Origin of the sequence: Aestuariimicrobium kwangyangense DSM 21549 (assembly GCF_000421525.1) — a bacterium.
GTDB classification, from domain to species: Bacteria; Actinomycetota; Actinomycetes; order Propionibacteriales; family Propionibacteriaceae; genus Aestuariimicrobium; species Aestuariimicrobium kwangyangense.
In genome coordinates, this window is the sequence record NZ_ATXE01000001.1 from 1413993 (window position 1) to 1433685 (window position 19693).

At 67.9% G+C, this 19693-nt stretch carries 21 protein-coding genes; 18 read left to right on the forward strand and 3 right to left on the reverse strand.

Translation table 11 applies throughout. From position 1 onward, the window contains the following. The first annotated feature begins 81 nt into the window (after positions 1-81). The 8 genes from H507_RS0106290 to H507_RS0106325 all read left to right on the forward strand — a co-directional run bounded on the left by H507_RS0106290 (position 82) and on the right by H507_RS0106325 (position 7260). Positions 82-1269 carry an amidohydrolase family protein gene (locus H507_RS0106290; protein WP_425393306.1) on the forward strand — a complete coding sequence of 396 codons (1188 nt, stop codon included), beginning with the start codon at positions 82-84 and terminating at the stop codon, positions 1267-1269. 231 nt (positions 1270-1500) lie between these two features. Beyond that, positions 1501-1935 (forward strand): 30S ribosomal protein S16, encoded by a 435-nt coding sequence (rpsP, locus tag H507_RS0106295; protein ID WP_022909879.1) that lies wholly within the window; start codon positions 1501-1503, stop codon positions 1933-1935. A gap of 2 nt (positions 1936-1937) precedes the next feature. After that, positions 1938-2192: an RNA-binding protein gene (locus tag H507_RS0106300; protein WP_022909880.1), complete on the forward strand. Its 255-nt coding sequence runs from the start codon at positions 1938-1940 to the stop codon at positions 2190-2192. 102 nt (positions 2193-2294) lie between these two features. Continuing rightward, positions 2295-2846: a ribosome maturation factor RimM gene (gene rimM, locus H507_RS0106305; protein WP_022909881.1), complete on the forward strand. Its 552-nt coding sequence runs from the start codon at positions 2295-2297 to the stop codon at positions 2844-2846. Further along, positions 2843-3580 (forward strand): tRNA (guanosine(37)-N1)-methyltransferase TrmD, encoded by a 738-nt coding sequence (trmD, locus tag H507_RS0106310; protein WP_022909882.1) that lies wholly within the window; start codon positions 2843-2845, stop codon positions 3578-3580. Before rimM ends, trmD begins: the two co-directional genes overlap by 4 nt. 184 nt (positions 3581-3764) lie before the next feature. After that, positions 3765-4418 (forward strand): succinate dehydrogenase cytochrome b subunit, encoded by a 654-nt coding sequence (locus H507_RS0106315; protein ID WP_022909883.1) that lies wholly within the window; start codon positions 3765-3767, stop codon positions 4416-4418. A gap of 53 nt (positions 4419-4471) precedes the next feature. Beyond that, the gene (locus H507_RS0106320; RefSeq protein WP_026377867.1) at positions 4472-6508 is read left to right on the forward strand and encodes a fumarate reductase/succinate dehydrogenase flavoprotein subunit; all 2037 of its coding nucleotides are present in this window, start codon (positions 4472-4474) and stop codon (positions 6506-6508) included. Continuing rightward, positions 6505-7260: a succinate dehydrogenase/fumarate reductase iron-sulfur subunit gene (locus H507_RS0106325; protein ID WP_022909885.1), complete on the forward strand. Its 756-nt coding sequence runs from the start codon at positions 6505-6507 to the stop codon at positions 7258-7260. Before H507_RS0106320 ends, H507_RS0106325 begins: the two co-directional genes overlap by 4 nt. Before the next feature lie 102 nt (positions 7261-7362). Here the strand turns inward: H507_RS0106325 and H507_RS0106330 are convergent, their stop codons facing one another. Both H507_RS0106330 and H507_RS0106335 read right to left on the reverse strand, forming a co-directional pair. Then, on the reverse strand, positions 7363-8241 hold the full coding sequence (locus H507_RS0106330; RefSeq protein WP_157438891.1) for a hypothetical protein: 879 nt from the start codon (positions 8239-8241) through the stop codon (positions 7363-7365). Positions 8242-8308: 67 nt separating this feature from the next. Continuing rightward, positions 8309-8803, reverse strand: a complete 495-nt coding sequence (locus tag H507_RS0106335; RefSeq protein WP_022909887.1) for an RNA polymerase sigma factor — start codon at positions 8801-8803, stop codon at positions 8309-8311. Positions 8804-9082: 279 nt separating this feature from the next. Here H507_RS0106335 and rplS point away from each other — a divergent pair, with 279 nt between their 5' ends. From rplS to H507_RS0106370, 7 genes are all read left to right on the forward strand, one after another. Further along, entirely contained in the window at positions 9083-9433 is a 351-nt protein-coding gene (rplS, locus tag H507_RS0106340) for a 50S ribosomal protein L19 (protein WP_022909888.1), read from the forward strand. A gap of 179 nt (positions 9434-9612) precedes the next feature. After that, entirely contained in the window at positions 9613-10440 is an 828-nt protein-coding gene (gene lepB, locus H507_RS0106345) for a signal peptidase I (RefSeq protein ID WP_022909889.1), read from the forward strand. Next, positions 10437-11075, forward strand: a complete 639-nt coding sequence (locus H507_RS0106350; protein ID WP_022909890.1) for a ribonuclease HII — start codon at positions 10437-10439, stop codon at positions 11073-11075. Before lepB ends, H507_RS0106350 begins: the two co-directional genes overlap by 4 nt. Continuing rightward, positions 11072-11383, forward strand: coding sequence for a DUF2469 domain-containing protein (locus tag H507_RS0106355; protein WP_022909891.1), 312 nt, complete (start codon positions 11072-11074; stop codon positions 11381-11383). The genes H507_RS0106350 and H507_RS0106355 overlap by 4 nt, the downstream gene beginning before the upstream one ends. A 156-nt stretch (positions 11384-11539) precedes the next feature. After that, positions 11540-11908, forward strand: a complete 369-nt coding sequence (locus H507_RS0106360; protein WP_040437961.1) for a YraN family protein — start codon at positions 11540-11542, stop codon at positions 11906-11908. Beyond that, positions 11905-13434: a YifB family Mg chelatase-like AAA ATPase gene (locus H507_RS0106365; RefSeq protein WP_022909893.1), complete on the forward strand. Its 1530-nt coding sequence runs from the start codon at positions 11905-11907 to the stop codon at positions 13432-13434. The genes H507_RS0106360 and H507_RS0106365 overlap by 4 nt, the downstream gene beginning before the upstream one ends. Then, a complete protein-coding gene (locus tag H507_RS0106370) occupies positions 13431-14576 on the forward strand; it encodes a DNA-processing protein DprA (protein ID WP_026377871.1) in 1146 nt (381 codons plus the stop codon). Before H507_RS0106365 ends, H507_RS0106370 begins: the two co-directional genes overlap by 4 nt. 38 nt (positions 14577-14614) lie before the next feature. Here the strand turns inward: H507_RS0106370 and H507_RS17255 are convergent, their stop codons facing one another. Further along, positions 14615-16948 carry an FG-GAP-like repeat-containing protein gene (locus H507_RS17255; RefSeq protein ID WP_084707644.1) on the reverse strand — a complete coding sequence of 778 codons (2334 nt, stop codon included), beginning with the start codon at positions 16946-16948 and terminating at the stop codon, positions 14615-14617. 251 nt (positions 16949-17199) lie between these two features. On the opposite strand from H507_RS17255, the gene H507_RS0106380 reads away from it, so the two are divergent. From H507_RS0106380 to H507_RS0106390, 3 genes are all read left to right on the forward strand, one after another. After that, positions 17200-17838, forward strand: a complete 639-nt coding sequence (locus H507_RS0106380) for a hypothetical protein (RefSeq protein ID WP_022909896.1) — start codon at positions 17200-17202, stop codon at positions 17836-17838. Between the two features lie 48 nt (positions 17839-17886). Then, entirely contained in the window at positions 17887-18564 is a 678-nt protein-coding gene (locus tag H507_RS15200) for a DinB family protein (RefSeq protein WP_022909897.1), read from the forward strand. A 247-nt stretch (positions 18565-18811) separates the two neighbouring features. Next, positions 18812-19636: a class I SAM-dependent methyltransferase gene (locus H507_RS0106390; protein ID WP_026377872.1), complete on the forward strand. Its 825-nt coding sequence runs from the start codon at positions 18812-18814 to the stop codon at positions 19634-19636. The last annotated feature ends 57 nt before the right edge of the window (positions 19637-19693 follow it).

Sequence of the window (19693 nt, forward strand, 5' to 3'; positions counted from 1 at the left end):
GGCGGGGACCACCCCTGCCGTCGCCCCCGCCGCGCTGTGTGCTTGGATCGTGGCATGACCCACAGCCACGCCCCGCACGACCTGGACGCCGACGGTGCAGAACTGTTCCACGACCACGGCGACGGCCTCCACAGTCACGGACCCGGTGGCCACAGCCACGCCGCCGACGGCCACCACCACACCAGTGTCGACCCCGGTCGGCTCCACCTGCGCGGTGTCGTACTGCCCGAAGGAGTGGAGCGCGACCTGTGGATCGTCGACGGGTTGCTCGGCTTCGAACCGGTGGCCGACGCCACCACCGTGTCCGGCCGCTGCTGGATCCTCCCCGGACTGGTCGATGCGCACTGCCACATCGGTCTCAACCACGCCGGTGCCGTCGGCAGGGACGAAGCCGAGACGCAGGCGCTGACCGATCGGGACGCCGGCACGTTGCTCGTCCGCGATGCTGGTTCCCCGGCCGACACCCACTGGATCGACGACCGGGACGACCTGCCCCGGGTCATCCGCGCGGGGCGGCACATTGCTCGCCCCAAGCGCTACATCCGCAACTTCGCCGAGGAGGTCGACCCCGACGAGTTGGTGGCCACCGTCGAGAGACAGGTGGCCCGGGGCGACGGATGGATCAAGTTGGTCGGCGACTGGATCGACCGCGAGGTCGGTGACCTCGCTCCGCTGTGGCCCAAGGAGGTGGCGAGGCAGGCCATCAAGCGTGCCCATGAGTTGGGGGCCCGGGTGACGGCCCACTGCTTCGAGGAGCAGTCCGTGGCCGACCTCGTCGACGTCGGGATCGACGGCATCGAGCACGGCACGGGCATCAGCGACGAGGTGATCGACCAGATGGCGGCCAGGCAGGTGGCCCTGGTGCCCACCTTGGTCAACCTGCAGAACTTTCCCGACTTCGCCGCAGCGGGGGAGGCGAAGTTCCCCACGTATGCCGCGCACATGCGCCAGTTGTTCGCCACCCGCTACGAGGTGCTCGGCAAGGCGCGCGAGGCCGGGGTGCCCATCTTCGCGGGCACGGATGCCGGTGGCCAGATGGCCCATGGTCTGATCGCCCACGAGGTGGGGCAACTGGCCCACCTGGGCGATGCGGAGTTCGCCCTGGGGGCCGCCTCATGGCGGGCCCGTCAATGGCTGGGTCGTCCGGGCATCGAGCACGGAGCCAGCGCCGATCTCGTCGTCTACGACGCCAACCCGCTCGAGGACCTGTCCGTGGTGCACCACCCCAAGCTCGTCATCCTGCGTGGCCGGGTCGTCCTGACCCGCTGAGCGTCCATGAACGAGCCCCGAGCTGGCGAACGTCGAACCGACCGGCCGGAACGGGGCGTTTCGCCTGCGGGGGTGGTCCGTGGCAGAATGTCGGATGCATCTGTGCCGACATGCCCTCTCAACGTGTCGGCGCTGGACAACCGAACCCAGAGGCGCGTGCCCCACACGTGACCGGCGGGGTTCAACCGCCCGCCGCAACCCTGCGGCTCTTCCACAGGAGACACCACACACGTGGCTACCAAGATTCGTCTGAAGCGACTCGGCAAGATCCGCTCGCCCCACTACCGCATCATCGTGATCGACTCGCGCTCCAAGCGCGACGGCAAGGCCATCGAGGAGATCGGGCTCTACCACCCGAAGAACGACCCCTCGGTGATCCAGGTCAACTCCGAGCGTGCCCAGTACTGGCTCGGTGTCGGCGCCCAGCCCACCGAGGCCGTCGTCGCCCTGTTCAAGCGTTCGGGTGACTGGCAGCAGTTCACCGGCGAGAAGTCCGACTCCGGCATCGAGGTCGCTCCCGAGAAGAAGTCGAAGCTCGACCTCTTCAACGCAGCCCTGGCCGAGGCCGACGGCGAGCCGAGCACCGACGCGATCTCGAAGAAGAAGGCCAAGGACGAGGCACCCGCCGAGGCCCCCGCCGCTGAGGCAGAGAACACCGAGGCCTGAGCGTGCTGCAGGAAGCCCTGGAGCACCTCGTCCGCGGCATCGTCGCCAACCCCGACGACGTGCGGGTCAAGGACAAGGAACTGCGCCGAGGTCGCATGCTCGAGGTGCGCGTGCACCCCGACGACATCGGCAAGGTGATCGGACGCCAAGGTCGCACCGCCACGGCGCTGCGCACCGTGATCGCCGCCTTGGCGGGGCGGGACCAGGTTCGGGTCGACTTCGTCGACGTCGACCGCCGCCCCGGCTTCCGTTCCTGACCCTGCGCCGCCGACGCCGGTTGACCGGCGACCAGACCTGACCGTTGCCCCGCACCCACCAGGTGCGGGGCAACGCTCACATCCACCCCTGTTGGAGGAACCATGGCCGACCTGATCGAGGTCACCGTCGGTGCGATCGGACGCGCCCACGGCATTCGCGGTGACGTCACCATCGACGTGCGCACCGACGAGCCCGAACGGCGATTCGCCGAAGGATCCACCCTGACGGCCACCGACCGGGAGGGCAGGCGACGTCCGTTGACGGTTGAGGACGTCCGCTGGCACTCGGGACGGCTGTTGGTGACCTTCGCCGAGGTGGCCGACCGCAGCGCCGCCGAGGCCCTGCGGGGCGCCGAGTTGTCCGTCCAAGTGCCCGCCGACGAGGTGCCCACCGACGAGGGGGAGTACTACGACCGCCAACTGGTCGGACTGCTGGCCCTCACCACCGAGGGCGACGAGATCGGACGAGTGACCCATGTCGTCCACCTGCCCGAACAGGACCTGTTGGCCATCGACGCCGACGGCACCGAACGGCTCGTTCCCTTCGTGCTCGACCTGGTTCCCACGGTCGACCTCACCGCGGGAACGCTGAGCGTGCGCCCGATCCCCGGCTTGTTGGACGATCAGGCCGAGGTCGCCGGCGGGCAGTCATGAACCAGAACGCGCCCGTCGGACCCACCGCTGTCCAGCGGATCGACGTGGTCACGATCTTCCCCGACTACCTCGCCCCGCTGCAGCTGTCGTTGGTGGGCAAGGCGATCGGTTCGGGGCTGCTCGACCTGGGCGTGCACGACCTGCGCCAGTGGACCCACGACCGGCACCACACCACCGACGACACCCCCTACGGAGGGGGAGCCGGCATGGTGATGAAGCCCGAACCGTGGGGCGAGGCCTTCGACGCGCTGATCGACGACGACCAACCCCCGACCGTGATCGTGCCCACCCCGTCGGGTGACCGGTTCACGCAGGCGATGGCCCAGGAACTGTCCGGCCACCCCCGGCTGCTGTTCTGCTGCGGACGCTACGAGGGCATCGACCGCCGTGTCTTCGACCACGCCTCCAGTCGGGCTCAGGTGCGAGAGATCAGCCTGGGTGACTACGTGCTCAACGGTGGCGAGGTCGCGGTGCTGGCGATGGTCGAGGCCATCGTCCGGCTGATCCCGGGGGTGATCGGCAACCCGGCGAGCCTCGACGAGGAGTCCCACTCCGAGGGCCAGGACGGTCTGCTGGAGTACCCCGTCTACACCAAGCCTGCGAGCTGGCGCGGTCTGGAGGTGCCCGAGGTGCTGATGAGCGGCCACCACGGACGAATCGCCGCGTGGCGCCGTGAACAGGCCCTCGAGCTGACCAGGCGGCGTCGTCCCGACCTGCTGGACCCCACTCAATAACGAAACGTTCCAGTTGGCATATTTGCCCTAGTCGGAGCGCAACTGGCGAAATGTCACGGTTGGGCCGATTACCCGGGGGCGTCGGTTCACTCCCGGGAGCCATGTGGCTAAGGTGCTGTGCGTGGCGACAACACTGACAACTCACCAGAGAGCAGTCCGGTCCACGGTGGCAATGAAGGCCGTCATGGCCATCACTGGCTTGCTACTGGTCGGCTTCCTGCTCGCACACATGTTCGGCAACTTCAAGATGCTCCTGCCGGATGACGGCAAGGAGTTCAACGCGTACTCCCACTGGCTGCGCGACTTCGGCTACCCGGCCATCCCGCACACGGTCTTCCTCTGGATCTTCCGGATCGTGCTGCTGCTCTCGGTCTTCCTGCACATGTACTCGGCCTTCAAGCTGCGCGTCCGCGCCGCTGCCAACACCGGCGGGTCGCGGTACGTGGTCAAGCGGAACATGGAGAAGAGCTACGCGGCCCGCACCATGATCTGGGGCGGCATCATCATCGTGCTGTTCGTGATCATGCACATCCTGCAGTACACCGCCCAGGTGCTGAAGTTCGGCTACGCCTCGGGCGTGAGCACCCTCGAGCCCTATGACCGGGTTCTCGCCGGCTTCTCGCAGTGGTGGGTCGTGCTGATCTACGCCATCGCGATGGGTGCGGTGTGCATGCACCTGTGGCACGGCGTCTGGAGCGCCCTGGCGACGCTGGGTGTCCAGGTCTCGGCCGCTTCCCGCAAGGTGCTGAAGGCCGTCGCGTACGTGATCTCCGTGGGCCTGTTCCTGGGCTTCATGATTCCGCCGGTGCTGATCCTGTTCGAGGTGATTGGAAAATGAGCGAACTTCCCCAGACCGAGGCCCAGACCCTGGTCGAGGCCGATGCCGAATCGATGACCCCCGAGACGGGATCGCAGTCGTCACCCGACTCCGCTGCCCCGGCGGCCACCGACTACTGGACGCAGGGCGACGACATCGCCGACACCAAGGCCGACCTGAGCCAGCCCATCGACAAGATGTGGGAGGCGCGCAAGTTCTCGGCCAAGCTGGTCAACCCCGCCAACCGTCGCAAGTTGACGGTCATCATCGTGGGCACCGGCCTCGCCGGTGGTGCAGCGGCGGCCACCCTGGGTGAGGCGGGCTACAACGTCCTCAACTTCTGCTACCAGGACAGCCCCCGACGTGCCCACTCGATCGCTGCCCAGGGTGGCATCAATGCGGCCAAGAACTACCGCAACGACGGCGACTCGGTGCACCGTCTCTTCTACGACACCGTCAAGGGCGGCGACTACCGCTCCCGCGAGACCAATGTGCACCGCCTCGCCGAGGTGAGCGCCAACATCATCGACCAGTGCGTGGCCCAGGGTGTCCCCTTCGCCCGCGAGTACGGCGGTCTGCTCGACACCCGCTCGTTCGGTGGCGTTCAGGTGCAGCGCACGTTCTACGCCCGCGGCCAGACCGGTCAGCAGTTGCTGATCGGCGCCTACCAGGCCCTCGAGCGTCAGGTCGCGGCGGGCACCGTCAAGATGCACACCCGCCACGAGATGGTCGAACTGATCGTGGTCGACGGTCGTGCCCGTGGCATCGTCACCCGTGACATGGTCACCGGCCGCATCGAGGCCCACTACGCCGATGCCGTGGTGCTCGCCACCGGTGGCTACGGCAACGTGTTCTTCCTGTCGACCAACGCCATGGGCTGCAACGTGACCGCCTCCTGGCGGGCCCACCGCAAGGGTGCGTACTTCGCGAACCCGTGCTACACGCAGATCCACCCCACCTGCATCCCGGTGCACGGCGAGACCCAGTCGAAGCTGACGCTGATGTCTGAGTCGCTGCGCAATGACGGACGCATCTGGGTGCCCAAGAAGGCCGAGGACTGCGCCAAGGACCCCCGCGAGATTCCTGAGGAGGATCGCGACTACTACCTGGAGCGCATCTACCCCAGCTTCGGGAACCTGGTGCCTCGTGACATCGCTTCCCGGCAGGCGAAGTACATGTGTGACGAGGGACGAGGAGTGGGCCCTGCGGTCAAGGAGCGTGACCACGACGGCAACGAGCGCGAGATGCGTCGCGGTGTCTACCTCGACTTCGCCGAGGCCATCGGACGACTCGGCAAGGACGCCGTCGAGAAGAAGTACGGCAACCTCTTCGACATGTACGCCCAGATCACCGGTGAGAACCCCTACGAGATGCCGATGCGCATCTACCCGGCGGTTCACTACACCATGGGCGGACTGTGGGTCGACTACGACCTGCAGTCGTCGATCACGGGTCTGTACGTGGCCGGGGAGGCCAACTTCTCCGACCACGGGGCGAACCGCCTCGGCGCGTCGGCGCTGATGCAGGGGCTGGCCGACGGTTACTTCGTCCTGCCCAACACCATCAACGACTACCTGGCGGGCGCACCGTTCGACAAGATCGACGACTCCCACCCGGCCGCCGCTGAGGCCCTTGCCGCAGCGAAGGGTCGCATCGAGAAGTTGCTGTCGATCAACGGCACCCGCACCGTGGACTCCCTGCACAAGGAACTCGGCACCATCATGTGGGAGTACTGCGGCATGGAGCGTTGGGAGGACGGCCTGAAGACGGCGATCGAGAAGATCCGCGCCCTCAAGCAGGAGTTCTGGACCAACGTCAAGGTCACCGGGGTGAACGAGGACTTCAACCAGACCCTCGAACGTGCCGGTCGTCTCGCCGACTTCCTCGAGCTCGGCGAGCTGATGTGCATCGACGCCCTGCACCGTCGCGAATCGTGTGGCGGACACTTCCGTGGCGAGAGCCAGACGGAGGACGGCGAGGCTCTGCGACACGACGACGAGTACCTCTACGTCGGCGCCTGGGAATGGGGCGGTGAGGCCAGCAAGCCCGTCCTGCACAAGGAACCTCTGGTCTACGAGGCCATCGAGCTCAAGCAACGGAGTTACAAGTGAAGGTCACACTGCGTATCTGGCGTCAGGCCAAGGCCGACGCACCCGGCGGCATGGTCACCTATCCGCTCGACGGGGTCAGTCAGGACATGTCGTTCCTCGAGATGCTCGACCTGTTGAACGAGCACCTGACCGAGCGTGGCGAGGAGCCCGTGGCCTTCGACCACGACTGCCGTGAGGGCATCTGCGGGATGTGTGGGGTCGTGATCAACGGCCTCGCCCACGGTGGCCAGCACACCACCACCTGCCAGCTGCACATGCGCTCGTTCGCCGACGGGGCCACCATCGACATCGAGCCCTGGAAGGCGGGGGCCTTCCCCGTCATCAAGGACCTGGTCGTCGACCGGTCGGCCTTCGACCGGATCATCCAGGCCGGGGGGTTCATCTCCGCCAACACCGGATCGGCGCCGGAGGCCCACTCGGTGCCGGCTCCGAAGCGGCAGGCGGACCTCGCCTTCGACAACGCCACCTGCATTGGCTGCGGCGCCTGTGTGGCGGCGTGCCCCAACGGCTCGGCGATGTTGTTCACCTCGGCGAAGATCACCCACCTGGCGATGCTGCCGCAGGGCCAGCCGGAGCGTTACTCGCGCGTCAAGTCGATGGTGGCCCAGCACGACGAAGAGGGTTTCGGCGGCTGCACCAACATCGGTGAGTGCGCCCAGGTCTGCCCCAAGGGCATCCCCCTGGAGTCGATCAGCCAGTTGAACCGTGACCTGATCGCCTCGCTCTTCAAGGGCGACGGCAAGCAGGGCTGAGCCAGAACCCCAGCGCGTCACGACAGGTCCCCGGCACCGAGGCATCGGTGCCGGGGATCTGTCGTCCTGTGTGGTGGAGACCCTCGTGGGTGCTGCTCCGGCTCAGGAGTTGAGCCGCTGGACGATGGTGTCGAGATGCTGCGCGGTCTGCACCAGAGGCAGGTCGGGATTGTCGGCGTGCATGGCCGGTCCGACCGCGTTGTAGTCCATCCCCACCACGAACTGCCCGATGATCAGCACGCGGTTGCCTGAGACGACCACGAGGATGCCGTTGAACAGACCGTCCTGACCGTCCTTGCGGAGCATCTGCACCGAGAAGTCGACGCGTGCACCGGCGACCGTGGTGGTCTTCTCGTTCTCCGCAGTGGCCGCCGCCCCGCCGTAGCCGTGGACGCGACTGGCGCAGGTGGTGTTCCAGGAGCGGATCGTGTCGGCCAGTTGGGTGGCACTGGCGGCGGAGTCCATCTGCAGCAGGTGTGCGCGGCTGAACGTGCCGCCTTGGGGGAGGGTGAAGATCGCAGACTTGGACGACACGATGCCGGGCTGCTGGGCCAGGCCGTCCTCGCAGATCCAGAAGGTCTGCTCCTCCGATGCCGTGGACAGGCCGTCGGTGATGAACGGCTTCGGTACGTCACCGGGCTTCTGCAGGTAGATCTCGGCGTTGGTCGGCAGGTTGGCCACCGTGATCGGGTCGCTGATCCCGGCCGTGTCCGGGCCGGTCGGGCTGCTCGCGGTGGACGAGGGCGTGCGATCTCCGGTGGGCGTGGGGGACGTCGAGGGAGATTGGCTGGAGCTGGTGCTGGGTACTGGTGCGCTGGGTGTGCCGGCGATGTCGGGTCCGGATCGGGGCATCCCCCCGGTTCCGAGCACGACACCGACCCCGGTGAGAGCAGCCAGGCTCAGGGTCGCCCCCGCGATCGTCACGCGTCGGGTGAGGCGGCGACGATCGCCCAGACGTCGGATCTGGTCGGGTGCAAGCATGGGAACCCCTCGGGTGTCTCGTGAGAAGGAACTCCAGGCCTGGTCCAGATCGGGCTTCGGGTGGATGTCAGGCATGACGGACCTCCAGATCATCGGAGAGCAGACGGGCCAGGGCGGCTCGTCCGCGTGACAACCGGGCCTTGACGGTCCCGGTTGGTGAGCCGACCTCGTCGGCGATCTCGGCGACGCTGAGGTCGCACAGGTGATGCAGCACGATGACTCGTCGCTGATCGGAGGGGAGTTGGTCGAGCGCCCGATCCAGGGCGATGCGGGTGGGATCGGGTGCGGAGTGGTGCTGCTGGGGCTCGAGGGCCCGGTCGGGTTGACGGAAGGCGCGGCGCGCCTTCCGCCAGCGGGAGACCGCCAGCCGATAGGCAGTGGTGCGTACCCACGCCTCGGGACTCTGCGCGGCGTCGAGCTGCTTGCGGTGGTCCCAAGCCCGGATGAACGCCTCCTGCACGCAGTCCTGTGCCTCGGCCAGGTTGCCGCACATCGCGTAGATGTGGGCGACCACCCGGGAGAAGGAACTCTGGTAGAAGGCGTCGAATGTCTGTTCGTCCATGCCCCTCGCCACCTCCTTCCAGACGGTTCGATGGTGTTCTGCGGCTCGTCACTGTGAGTACGCACCCCGCCGCGATCTGGTTGCACCCGATTGCGGCTGTTCTGGATCCGGGGCGGTCGCCGACCGGATCGTCGCCCAATTCGCGCCCGGGTGGCCAGCATGGCAGAATGGGCAGCTGTTGCCCGTGCTGCGGCTCCTGCCATGGGGGGATCGTCCGAGGTCAGGCAACCATCCATCGAACTTTTCACGGGTGACCCATGGCACCGGCGAGGAAACAACATGAGCCAGCTGATCGATCAGATTGACCAGTCGTCCCTGCGTGACGACATCCCCACCTTCCGCCCTGGCGACTCGGTGAAGGTGCACGTGAAGGTCATCGAGGGCACCCGCTCCCGTGTGCAGGTCTTCGCCGGCGTGGTCATCTCGCGCACCGGTGGCGGCGTTCGCGAGTCGTTCACCGTCCGCAAGGTCTCCTTCGGCACCGGCGTCGAGCGCACCTTCCCGCTGCACTCGCCGATCATCGAGAAGATCGAGGTCGAGCGCCACGGTGACGTGCGTCGCGCCAAGCTGTACTACCTGCGCGGACTGCGCGGCAAGGCCGCCAAGATCAAGGAGAAGCGCGACGCCTGAGTCGGCTTCCCGTTGAACGTCCCGGTCCCCCTGGGGGGCCGGGACGTTCTGCGTCCGGGGTCGGCACGAGTCCCACTGTCGGGGGCGTCGACCGTCGGCACCGAGGAGGTGTCGGTCGTGGGCCTCTAGGATGGGGAAGCCACGAGGCGCCACCGTGCCTCATCGTCCGAGGAGCCCGCGTGACCGACGAGCCGACCACCACCCCGGAGTCGGGCGACCACTCGGGTCGGCATCCCTCGGGTTCGGGCCCGGATTCGCGGCAGTCGCGCTCACGCAGCCCCTTGGCGGTTTTGCTGGGGTGGGCCAAGGAACTCGTCGTGATCGCGGTGATCGCCTTGGTGATCTCGTCGTTGATCCGCGCCTTCCTGGGGCAGGTGTTCGTGATTCCCTCGGGTTCGATGGAGAACACGCTGCAGGTCAGTGATCGGGTGGTGGTCAGCAAGGTGACCCACTTCAAACGAGGCGACGTGGTGGTGTTCAAGGATCCCGGTGGCTGGTTGCCGGCGGCTGATCCGTCCACCGGGTGGCGGCGTGGTCTGGAGTTCGTGGGGGTGCTGCCCAACTCCAGTTCGCAGTACCTGATCAAGCGTGTCATCGGGGTGGCCGGCGACACCGTGACGTACACCACGGGGGGCAAGCTCACCGTCAATGGCCGTCCCCTCGAGGAGGCCTCGTACCTGTACTCCGACGCCCAGGGCCAGGTCGCGCCCGCTGAGGTTCCCTTCGAGGTGGTCGTCCCCGCGGGCACCGTCTTCGTGATGGGCGACCACCGCAACGACTCGTTCGACTCGCGCTGTCACCTGGCCGACATCACCAATGACGGCAGGCCTCGCGGTGCCAGCGCCTTCGTCCCCGTCGGCGACGTGGTCGGGCCGGCGGTTCAGATCGTCGCCCCGCTCGACCGTTTCCACCAGCTGAAGCGCCCCGCCACCTTCGCATCCGTTCCTGCCGGGGCCGCCCCGCCGGCCCAGGCGAAGATTGTCCCCGAGGGGGTCGGCTGCCAGTGATCCGTCCGGGACGAGGCCTGTATGGCTACGAACGGGCCCTCACCCGCGCTGGCTTCTCGCCGATCGCGGGGGCGGACGAGGCCGGGCGCGGTGCCTGCGCCGGTCCGCTGGTGGCCGCCGCCGTGGTGCTCGCCGACACCCCCGCGCGGCAGATCACGGGGCTGCGGGACTCCAAGTTGCTGACCCCCAAGGCGCGGGAGCGGTGCTTCGACGAGATCATGGCGAAGGCCGTCGCGGTGAGCTGCGTCAGCATCGAGGCGGACGAGTGCGACCGGCTCGGCATGCACGTCGCCGACATCCAAGCCCTGCGGAGGGCGGTGTCACGGCTCGAGGTCACCCCCGAGTTCGTGCTCACCGACGGTTTTCCCGTCGATGGCCTGGGGGTGCCCGGTCTGGCGGTGTGGAAGGGCGACCGGGTGGCGGCCTGCGTGGCGGCTGCCTCGGTGATCGCCAAGGTGACGCGCGACCGGATCATGACCGACATCGCCGCCCACTATCCGCAGTACCGGTTCGACGTCCACAAGGGCTACTGCACCCCCGAACACCAGGCCGAACTCGACCGATTCGGGCCTGCGGACATCCATCGCCGCCGGTTCGAACTCGTCAGGCGAGCGGCTACAGTGAAGGCACCATGAGCGCCGAAGATCTCGAAGCGTACGAGTCGAAACTCGAACTCGACCTGTATCGCGAGTACAAGGACGTCGTCGGCATCTTCACCTACGCGGTCGAGACCGAACGACGGTTCTACCTCTGCAATGCCGTGGACCTGAAGGTGCGCACCGAAGGTGGCGACGTCTACTACGAGGTCTCAATGGCCGACGCGTGGGTCTGGGACATGTACCGCCCAGCCAGGTTCGTGAAGTCGGCGAAGGTGCTGACCTTCAGGGACGTGTCGATCGAGGAGATCGTGCACTCCGACCTGCAGGTGCCCGACCAGAAGTGACCCCGCGGCCGCGGGCACACGGTCCGCGCCAGGTCGCAGGATCCCTTGGAGTTGTGGACAACTCGGGTCGAGCGGCTGCTTCGCCGGTGAGCCTGTGGACATCGGCACGTCTGGGCCCGGCGCGCGTATCACTTCCCTATGAGGGAGGTGGTCACCATGGCGGTGGCACGGATCACGGGTGTGCTGGGTCGCTGGGGCGAGGACCAGGCCGCCCTTCACGTCGCCCACCTCGGGTGGACGATTCTCGACCGCAACTGGCGGTGCCCGGTCGGTGAACTCGACCTGGTCGGCAGACAACCTGACGGCACCATCGTGTTCATCGAGGTCAAGACCAGGTCGGGGCGAGGCTACGGGGATCCCCTCGAGGCGGTGACCGTCGCCAAGGTGCGCAAGCTGCACGAACTGGCGCTGTGGTGGCTCCGGGAGCGGAACGTGTCGGCACGCCGGGTCAGGATCGACGCCATCGGCCTGGTGCGTGACCGCGACGGGGTCGACCTCACTCACGTCCGCGGGATCACCCGATGAGGGCCTCGGCATTCTCGGTGGGCCTGATCGGGCTGGAAGGCCAACTGGTCGAGGTCGAGGCGGCCCTGGGAGGTGGACTGCCCCGCACCGTGCTGGTCGGGTTACCTGACACGGCACTGTACGAGGCCCGCGATCGGGTGAAGGCTGCCATTCAGGGCTGCCGGCTGAAGTGGCCCGACCAGTTGGTGACCATCAACCTCACCCCCGCCTCCCTGCCCAAGTCGGGCACGCACTACGACTTGTCCATCGCCGGTGCCGTGTTGGCGGCCCTGCACGTGGTGCCGCCTGAGTCGGTGCTGACGACGGTGCTGCTCGGGGAACTGGGTCTGGACGGACGTGTGAGGGCCGTGCGGGGAGTCCTGCCGGGCCTGCTGGCGGCGGTCGAGGCCGGCATGACTCGCGCCGTCGTGCCCGCCAGCCAGTTGCGTGAGGCGAGCCTGGTCGAGGGTCTGGCGGTGTGGGGGATCGACACCCTGCCCGACCTGGTCGAGGTGCTCCAGGGGCGCCCCGTCCACCCCACGCTGACGCCCCGCGCGGACGAACCACCGGCCGATGCCATCGGACAGCCTGACCTCGCCGACGTGGCCGGCCAGACGGAGGCACGGTTCGCACTCGAGGTGGCCGCCGCCGGACGCCACCACTTGTTCCTGCACGGCGCTCCGGGTGTGGGCAAGTCCATGCTGGCCAGCCGCCTGCCGACGATCCTTCCCGACCTGAGCCCGGCCGAGGCGCTGGAGGTGTCGGCCATCCACTCGCTGGCGGGGATCCTCGATGGTGATCTGGTCACCCGACCGCCCTTCGCCGACCCCCTGCACAACGCCTCCATGTCGTCCCTGGTGGGGGGAGGTCCCAGGATCGCCCGCCCGGGCAGCGTCTCGTTGGCGCACCGGGGTGTGCTGTTCCTCGATGAGGCCCCCGAGTTCCCCAAGAACGTGATCGAGGCGCTGAGGACACCACTCGAGACGGGGTGGGTGACGATAGCCCGATCCCAGGTGACCTGCAGGTTCCCGGCCCGGTTCCAGTTGGTGTTGGCGGCCAACCCGTGCCAGTGCGGCAACTTCGGGGTGGTCGGCCTGCACTGCAAGTGCGCCCCGATGGCGGTGCGCCACTACCAGGACCGCATCTCGGGGCCGATCATCGACCGGATCGACCTGCAGCAACATCTCGTCCCCTTGAGGAATGCCAACCTGAAAGCCTCCCTGTCCCGTGCTGAGTCGTCGGCCGTCGTGGCGGGGCGGGTCGCCGAGGCCCGTGAGCGGCAGGGTCGACGCCTCGCTCCGCTCGGATTCCAGGTCAACGGTGAGGTTCCCGGCAGCGTGCTGCGTCACCATCTGCCCCCACCGGGGGGTGGCGAGTTGATCGACCTGGCCTTGGTGCGGGGGCAACTCAGCGCACGCGGTGTCGACAAGGTCCTGAGGGTGGCGTGGACCCTGGCTGACCTGGGTGGACGAGACGCCGTCGAGGTCGCCCACGTTCGGGCTGCCCTGGCGATGCGTCGTGGCGAGGGTGCCGAGGTGGCGGCATGAGTTGGTCGGCTGAGCGTCAGGCCAGGGCCTGTCTGGCGGCAGCCAGTGGGGGAGGGATGCGAGCCCTGGCTGAACTGGTGGCTGAGCACGGCCCCGTCGAGGTGTGGCAGACCCTGCGCGAAACCTCGAGGACGAGCTTGGCGGAACGAGCCCGCTCGGTCGACGCCGAGGAGGTGGAGCGAGCCACCAGTCGGCTCGGTCTCAGGTTCGTCGTCCCGGGCGACGATGACTGGCACACCGGTCTCGATGCCTTGTCCACACCCGATCCCGGGCGACTCGACCCCGGGCTGGGCGGCATCCCGCTCGGTCTGTGGCTGCGCGGTCCGTTGTCGCTGGATGGTGCCCTCGCGGTGGGGCTGGTGGGGTCGCGCGCATCGTCGACCTATGGGGAGCGGGTCGCGAGCGACCTCGGCGCGGACCTCGCCGCCGGTGGTAGCGGCGGGGAAGGATCCTGTGTCGTGGTCAGCGGAGGCGCCTACGGCATCGACGCCGCCGCCCATCGGGGAGCTCTGTCGGTGGGGTCCACGCTGGCGGTGATGGCCGGTGGACTCGACGAGTACTACCCCAAGGGGAACGAACGTCTGCTGGCCACTGTGGCCGAACGCGGGCTGCTGGTCTCGGAGGTCGCTCCCGGCGGGCGTCCCACCAAGGCTGGCTTTCTGGCCCGGAACCGCATCATCGCTGCCCTCTGCGCAGGTGTGGTGGTGGTCGAGGCTGCGCACCGTTCGGGGGCGCTGAACACAGCCGCCTGGGCCAGTCGGCTACGCAGGCAGGTGATGGCCGTGCCCGGACCGGTCACCTCGACCCTGTCGCTGGGCACCAACCGACTGCTGCAGAGCGGCGAGGCCGCGCTGGTGTCGAATGCCGGTGATGTGCGCGAGTTGCTGCTGCCGCTGGACGCCACCCGCGAGGCTGCTGAGCGACCCGTTCAGGGCAGCCTCGTGGACGAGTTGCCGGAGATGCTCGTGCAGGTGCGGGAGTGTCTCTACCCGCGGCGCCCCACGTCGATGGACGAGATCGCCGAGGCGACCGGGCTGCGGCCACCCGACTGCTTGGCGGCTCTGGGTGAACTGGAGGAGCGGGGTCTGGTCGCCGCTCATCCCGCCGGATGGGTGTTGGCGCAACCGCGACGACCGACATGAGCAGTGCTCATGCCGGCCGTCGGGTCGGGACCGGGCGGTCAGGCGAGGAGTCGGTACCCCGACCCCTGCGCGTACCAGACGCCGGTGCCCTGCCAGGACTGGTTGCCAGCGTTGAGGTAACCCAGGATCTGGCCGGTGCCGGAGCTTCGACCGAGCAGGTCGCGGCGTCCGTCCCCGTTCAGGTCACCCGTCGACCACATCTGGTTCATACCGCCCCAGCCGTGGCCCACCTGCTTCGACTCGGTGGTGTTGCCGCCGGAATTGAGGGCGTAGGCGAACAGTCGGCCGTACTTGTCGACCGCGAGCAGATCGGGCGTCGGATCGCCGATGAACTGGTCGACGGTGGTCAGCATGCGCATGTTGTCCCAGTTCTTCCCCACCACACTGGCACCGGTGAGGTAGCCCCCCTTGGGGTTGAAGGAGTACCGGATGAGGTTCTGTCGGGCGTCGACGGCCATCAACTCGGGCAATCTGTCGCCGTTGAGGTCGTTGACGATCACCATCAGGCGGATCGAACCCCATCCCCGGCCGATCTTCTCGCCCGCGGCATAGCCACCGGTGGGCACGCTGCGGTAGAGCCACAGGCTTCCGTCGTCCCGGCGGGCGACGAGTTCGGTGAGCCCGTCGCCGTTGATGTCACCCATCTGGCTGATCCAAGTGGTGGTGGCCCAGCCTCGTCCGATCTCGAGTGGCTTGCCTCCACTGACATCGGCCTGCCCGGGGATCCACCACAGCTTGTTCTGGGCGGCGTCGACGGCGACGACGTCACCCAACTTGTCGGGGAAGCGTGCTGTGACGAGTTGGAAGCTCCCGTCGGACTTCTGCAACAGTGCCCCGTTCTGGAACTGCTGCACCAAGGCGCCCGACGAAGTACGGGTCTGGTCACCCACGGCGAGTCCGAGCTGGGTCTTCAACGTCGGGTGACCGTTGAGCCAGGTGAGCACGGGTGGGGTCACGAGGGCTGCCGCCGTCGAGCTCGTCCAGTGCACCTCCCCATTGGGGAAGGTGGCAACCAGCCCACCGGAGCGAGCCACGGGATTGCCCTGCATCCAGCCCAGCTCGGCGTAACCGGCAGCGCGGGCCCGAGCAGCCATGGGTGCGTTCAGCTGGAGGATCTGCCCCCCGCTGGTGAGGAACAGGGTCCCGCCCTTGAAGTCGACGACTCGTCCGCCCATGAGGTCTCGTTCGAGTACGAAGACCGGACCGAGCGAGCCGGACTCCCCGCCCAACTGCTGCCAGCGGCTCTGCAGCCGTGTCGTGGTGCTGAGCGCCGCGGCGACCTGGGTGCGCAACGTGGGCAGGTACGCCCGCAGATTCGTGCCGGGGCACTCGGTCTGCATGACGTCACCGTGTCCGGAGATGATGTTGATCTGCTTACCGGCCAGCGTCACCTGTCCCTGGGCCGGGCGGTAGTTGTTGGCCAGCTTCCAGGCGATGATCCGTGTCAGCGAGGACTTCGTCGCCGCCGTCACCGCCGCGGTGTTGGAGTCCATCATGACGCTGACCCCGAACGTGTCGGTGTTCCACAGGGTCGCGTGGGCCCCGTGCACGGGGTACTCAAGGCCCCCGTGGCGTCCCTCGAAGATCTGCCCGTACTTGTCGACCAGCGCGTTGTAGCCGATGTCGCACCAGCCCCGGTCGAGCACGTGGAAGCGGTAGATGCCGCGCACGATCGAAGCGGACTGGTCCTTCGTGTAGGAGTTGGACCCCGCCGTGTGGTGGACGATCACCGCCTTGGTGGTCGTGTCGTAGTCCGGGGGCACGCAGTCGGCCCCGTTGGTCGACAGCAAGCTCTCGTCAGCGCCCCACGCCGCTCGCGTGATGACCGCCGGACGAGGCGTGTAGCCCGAGACGGCCTGGGTGGTGACCTGTGCCGGAGCGGCGTCGGAAGGCACCTGCTCAGGGTCGATCAAGGTGGCCTTGGCGTCGGTGACCGAGCCGCCATCGGTGGTGATCACTCGGGCTTCGACACCAGAGGCCTGCTCGGTGTAGACGGGGTCAGTCCCGGGCCGGCCCCGCTCGCTGGAGTCGACCTCGAGCACGTCCCAGGCCGACCAGGTGGATCCGTGCAGCACGCGGTACTGGACGGCGAGCTTGCCGGTCTGCGACGACCAGGTGAATCCGACCAGGTCGAAGGGGCGGGTGGCGGTCTGCCCCATCTCGGCGACCACTGTGTAGGCCTTCTGGTCGACCGTCACCTTCTTGGAGGAGGTGGCGGGTGACAAGGAGACATGCTCGGTGTCGACGCGGGGGGCCGCCTCGGCCGGGGGAGCGGTTGCGGTGAGGGAGATGCTGGCCACCATGGCTGTCATGGCCGTGGCGGCGAGCACGTGGCGTCCGTACCTCATGGGCTGCTCACATTCGTGTGTCATGTATCGGTGCTGGATCTGTGTCGGGTGACTGGGTTGCGGATCGGGGTCATTGGCCGCGTCTCGGGGGTGGTGCGTGGGGGGATCGCAGGCGAACCTGCCACTCCATCATGAACACATTCGAGGGCCATCCGCACCCCCGAGGTGCGCCCTCCGCGAGCCGCGGGCGGTCCTGCCGGGGAAACGCTGCAGGGCTACTTGAGGTTGCCCGCTCTGCGAAGCTGAGCGATGTCGACACGATGCGGAGGGCAACGATGCGGATCTACGCCAGCGGGCGGAGGGCCACCAGACAAGCCGTGGGAGACCTCCTGGTGGTGTGCTGGGTGGTCGGCTGGGTCTGGGCCGGGGTGGTCGTCCACCGGGTGATCGCGCACCTGGCCGACCCGATCCGCCAGACGGCGAACACCTCCGGCAGCATCGCCTCCCAATTGCGGGAGGCCAGTTCGCAGCTGGGCCGGGTGCCCGCTGTGGGTGACCAGTTGATGCGCCCGTTCGACCGGATGGCCGGTGACCTCGACGGCCTGGTGGCGCAGGCCCACCAGCAGGTGGCCATGATCGGTTCGGTGGCGACGGTGCTTGGGCTGGTAACGGCCCTCGCGCCGATCGCGCTGGTCCTGACCTGGTGGGTGCCGCGACGCGTCGCGTTCGTCCGCAATGCGTCAGCGGCCCAGCGGTTCATCGACGCGGACGCCGATCTTGACCTGTTCGCGCTGAGGGCCCTCGCACACCAGCCGATGCCGCAACTGGCGAAGGTGTCCGACGACCCGATGGGTGATTGGCGTCGGCGGGACCCGCGGGTGGTGAAGGCGTTGGCCAGACTGGAGCTGGATCGGCTGGGCATGGTCATGCCCGGCCGCGCTGAGGCATCAGCTGCTCCGGACGAGGTCGGGTGAAGCCACTCAGGGGTTGACCCCGTCTCTGTCCCGGGCTGCCATGGAGGTATGGAAGCGCGCGGAATCGATCGGAGTGACCACGACCGAGGTGGCAGTGACCGGGGTGGCAGTGACAGGGGTGGCAGTGACAGGGGTGGCAGTGACCGAGGTGGGAGTCACCGGAGTGACCTCGATGACGAGGACCGTCGGGAGTCCATCGAGGCAGAACTGCGTCGGGTCGACGAGGACTTCCGGCACCTGCTGACCACGGCTTCCCGGTCGGAGTTGCTGAGCCGCAGCGACGGCACTCGATGGACGAACGAGCAGTTGCTGTTCCACATGCTCTTCGGCTACCTGCTGGTGCGCAACCTGCTGGGCCTGGTGCGCGGTTTCAGCCGGCTACCGCGCTGGACCTCCCGTGCCTTCGCGACCGTACTCAACTCGCTCTGGCGTCCATTCCACGTGGTCAACTACTGGGGCTCCCTGGGTGGCGCCCGTGTGCTCGGGCATGCGCGGATGGAGCGGCTGTTCGACACCACGACGGCCGAACTGGCCCGGCGGCTGCACGCGGCGACCGCGGATGAACTGGCGCGGGGCATGCATTTCCCCACGCGATGGGACCCCTACTTCGTCGACTACATGACCCTGCATGACGTGCTGCACTACCCGACCCAGCACTACGACCACCACCGACGCCAGTTGACCCTGTCGGCGGTCCGCGGCCCAGGGGCGGACAGGAGTCGTTGACTCGTCCCGGACGCGGCGAAACCACAGGACCGACGCAGTCGCCAGCAGGTCGCGTCGCTCCTCACTTGCCGCCGTCTCGTCCCACTTGCCCCCGTCCCGAGCAAGTGCCCCACGCCTCCCCGGGGGCAGATGGGCCGTGCGGGGGCAGCTGGGTCGCACTGAGGGCAACACGGACGACAAGACGGCCCCTGGACCCGAGTTGTCGTCCACGACAGCCACCGCGATCGGAAACTGCCACCATGGCCTGATGGAACAGGTTGCTCGGTTCTACGGTGGCCCCGGAGGCCTCGTCCAAGCGGTCCGCACGGCTCTGGAGGAGGCGGGACTCGACCCCGGTCGGCTACGACCTGACGACCTTGCACCGCTGGACGAGTTCCACATCCGCGGTCGGGCAGCGTCGATGGAGATCGTCGCAGCCCTGGCTGTGACGTCCGACTCCCACGTGGTCGATCTGGGCAGCGGGTTGGGCGGTCCCGCACGGACGATCGCCAAGATCACTGGCTGCACGGTCACCGGCGTCGACCTCACCCCGGAGTTCGTCGAACTCGCCACCGCGCTCTCGCAGTGGACGGGCCTCTCGGACCGAACCCACTTCATGGTGGGGGACGCGACGGCGACTGGGCTGCCCGAGACCTCCGTTGATGCGGTCGTGACCGTCCACGCAGGCATGAACATCGCTGACAAGGCAGCCCTGTACGCCGAGGCATTCCGAGTGCTTCGCCCAGGCGGACGATTCGTCCTCTACGACGTCCTGCAGGGGGAGGGCGGTGAGGTCCACTACCCGGTGCCATGGGCGAAGGACGAGTCGACCAGCTGGTTGGCAACCCCGGACCGGACACGGCAGCTGCTCGTTGAGGCCGGTTTCGAGGTGGTGGAGCAGGCGGATTCCTCCGACGAGAGCCTCGAGTGGTTCCGGCAGGTGCGCGCTCGCATCGAGCGGGAGGGCCGGCCACCGGTCACGTTCGCGACCTTCCTCGGCGACGCGTTCGCTGAGATGGCGGCCAACCAGGTGACCAATCTCGCTGAGCGGCGAATCCGCACCGTGATGGTGGTGTGCTCGCGGTCCCAGTGAGGTGGTTTGGGTCATCCAGACCGGAATCGCCAGATGCCCACGTCCTGCACCACCTGC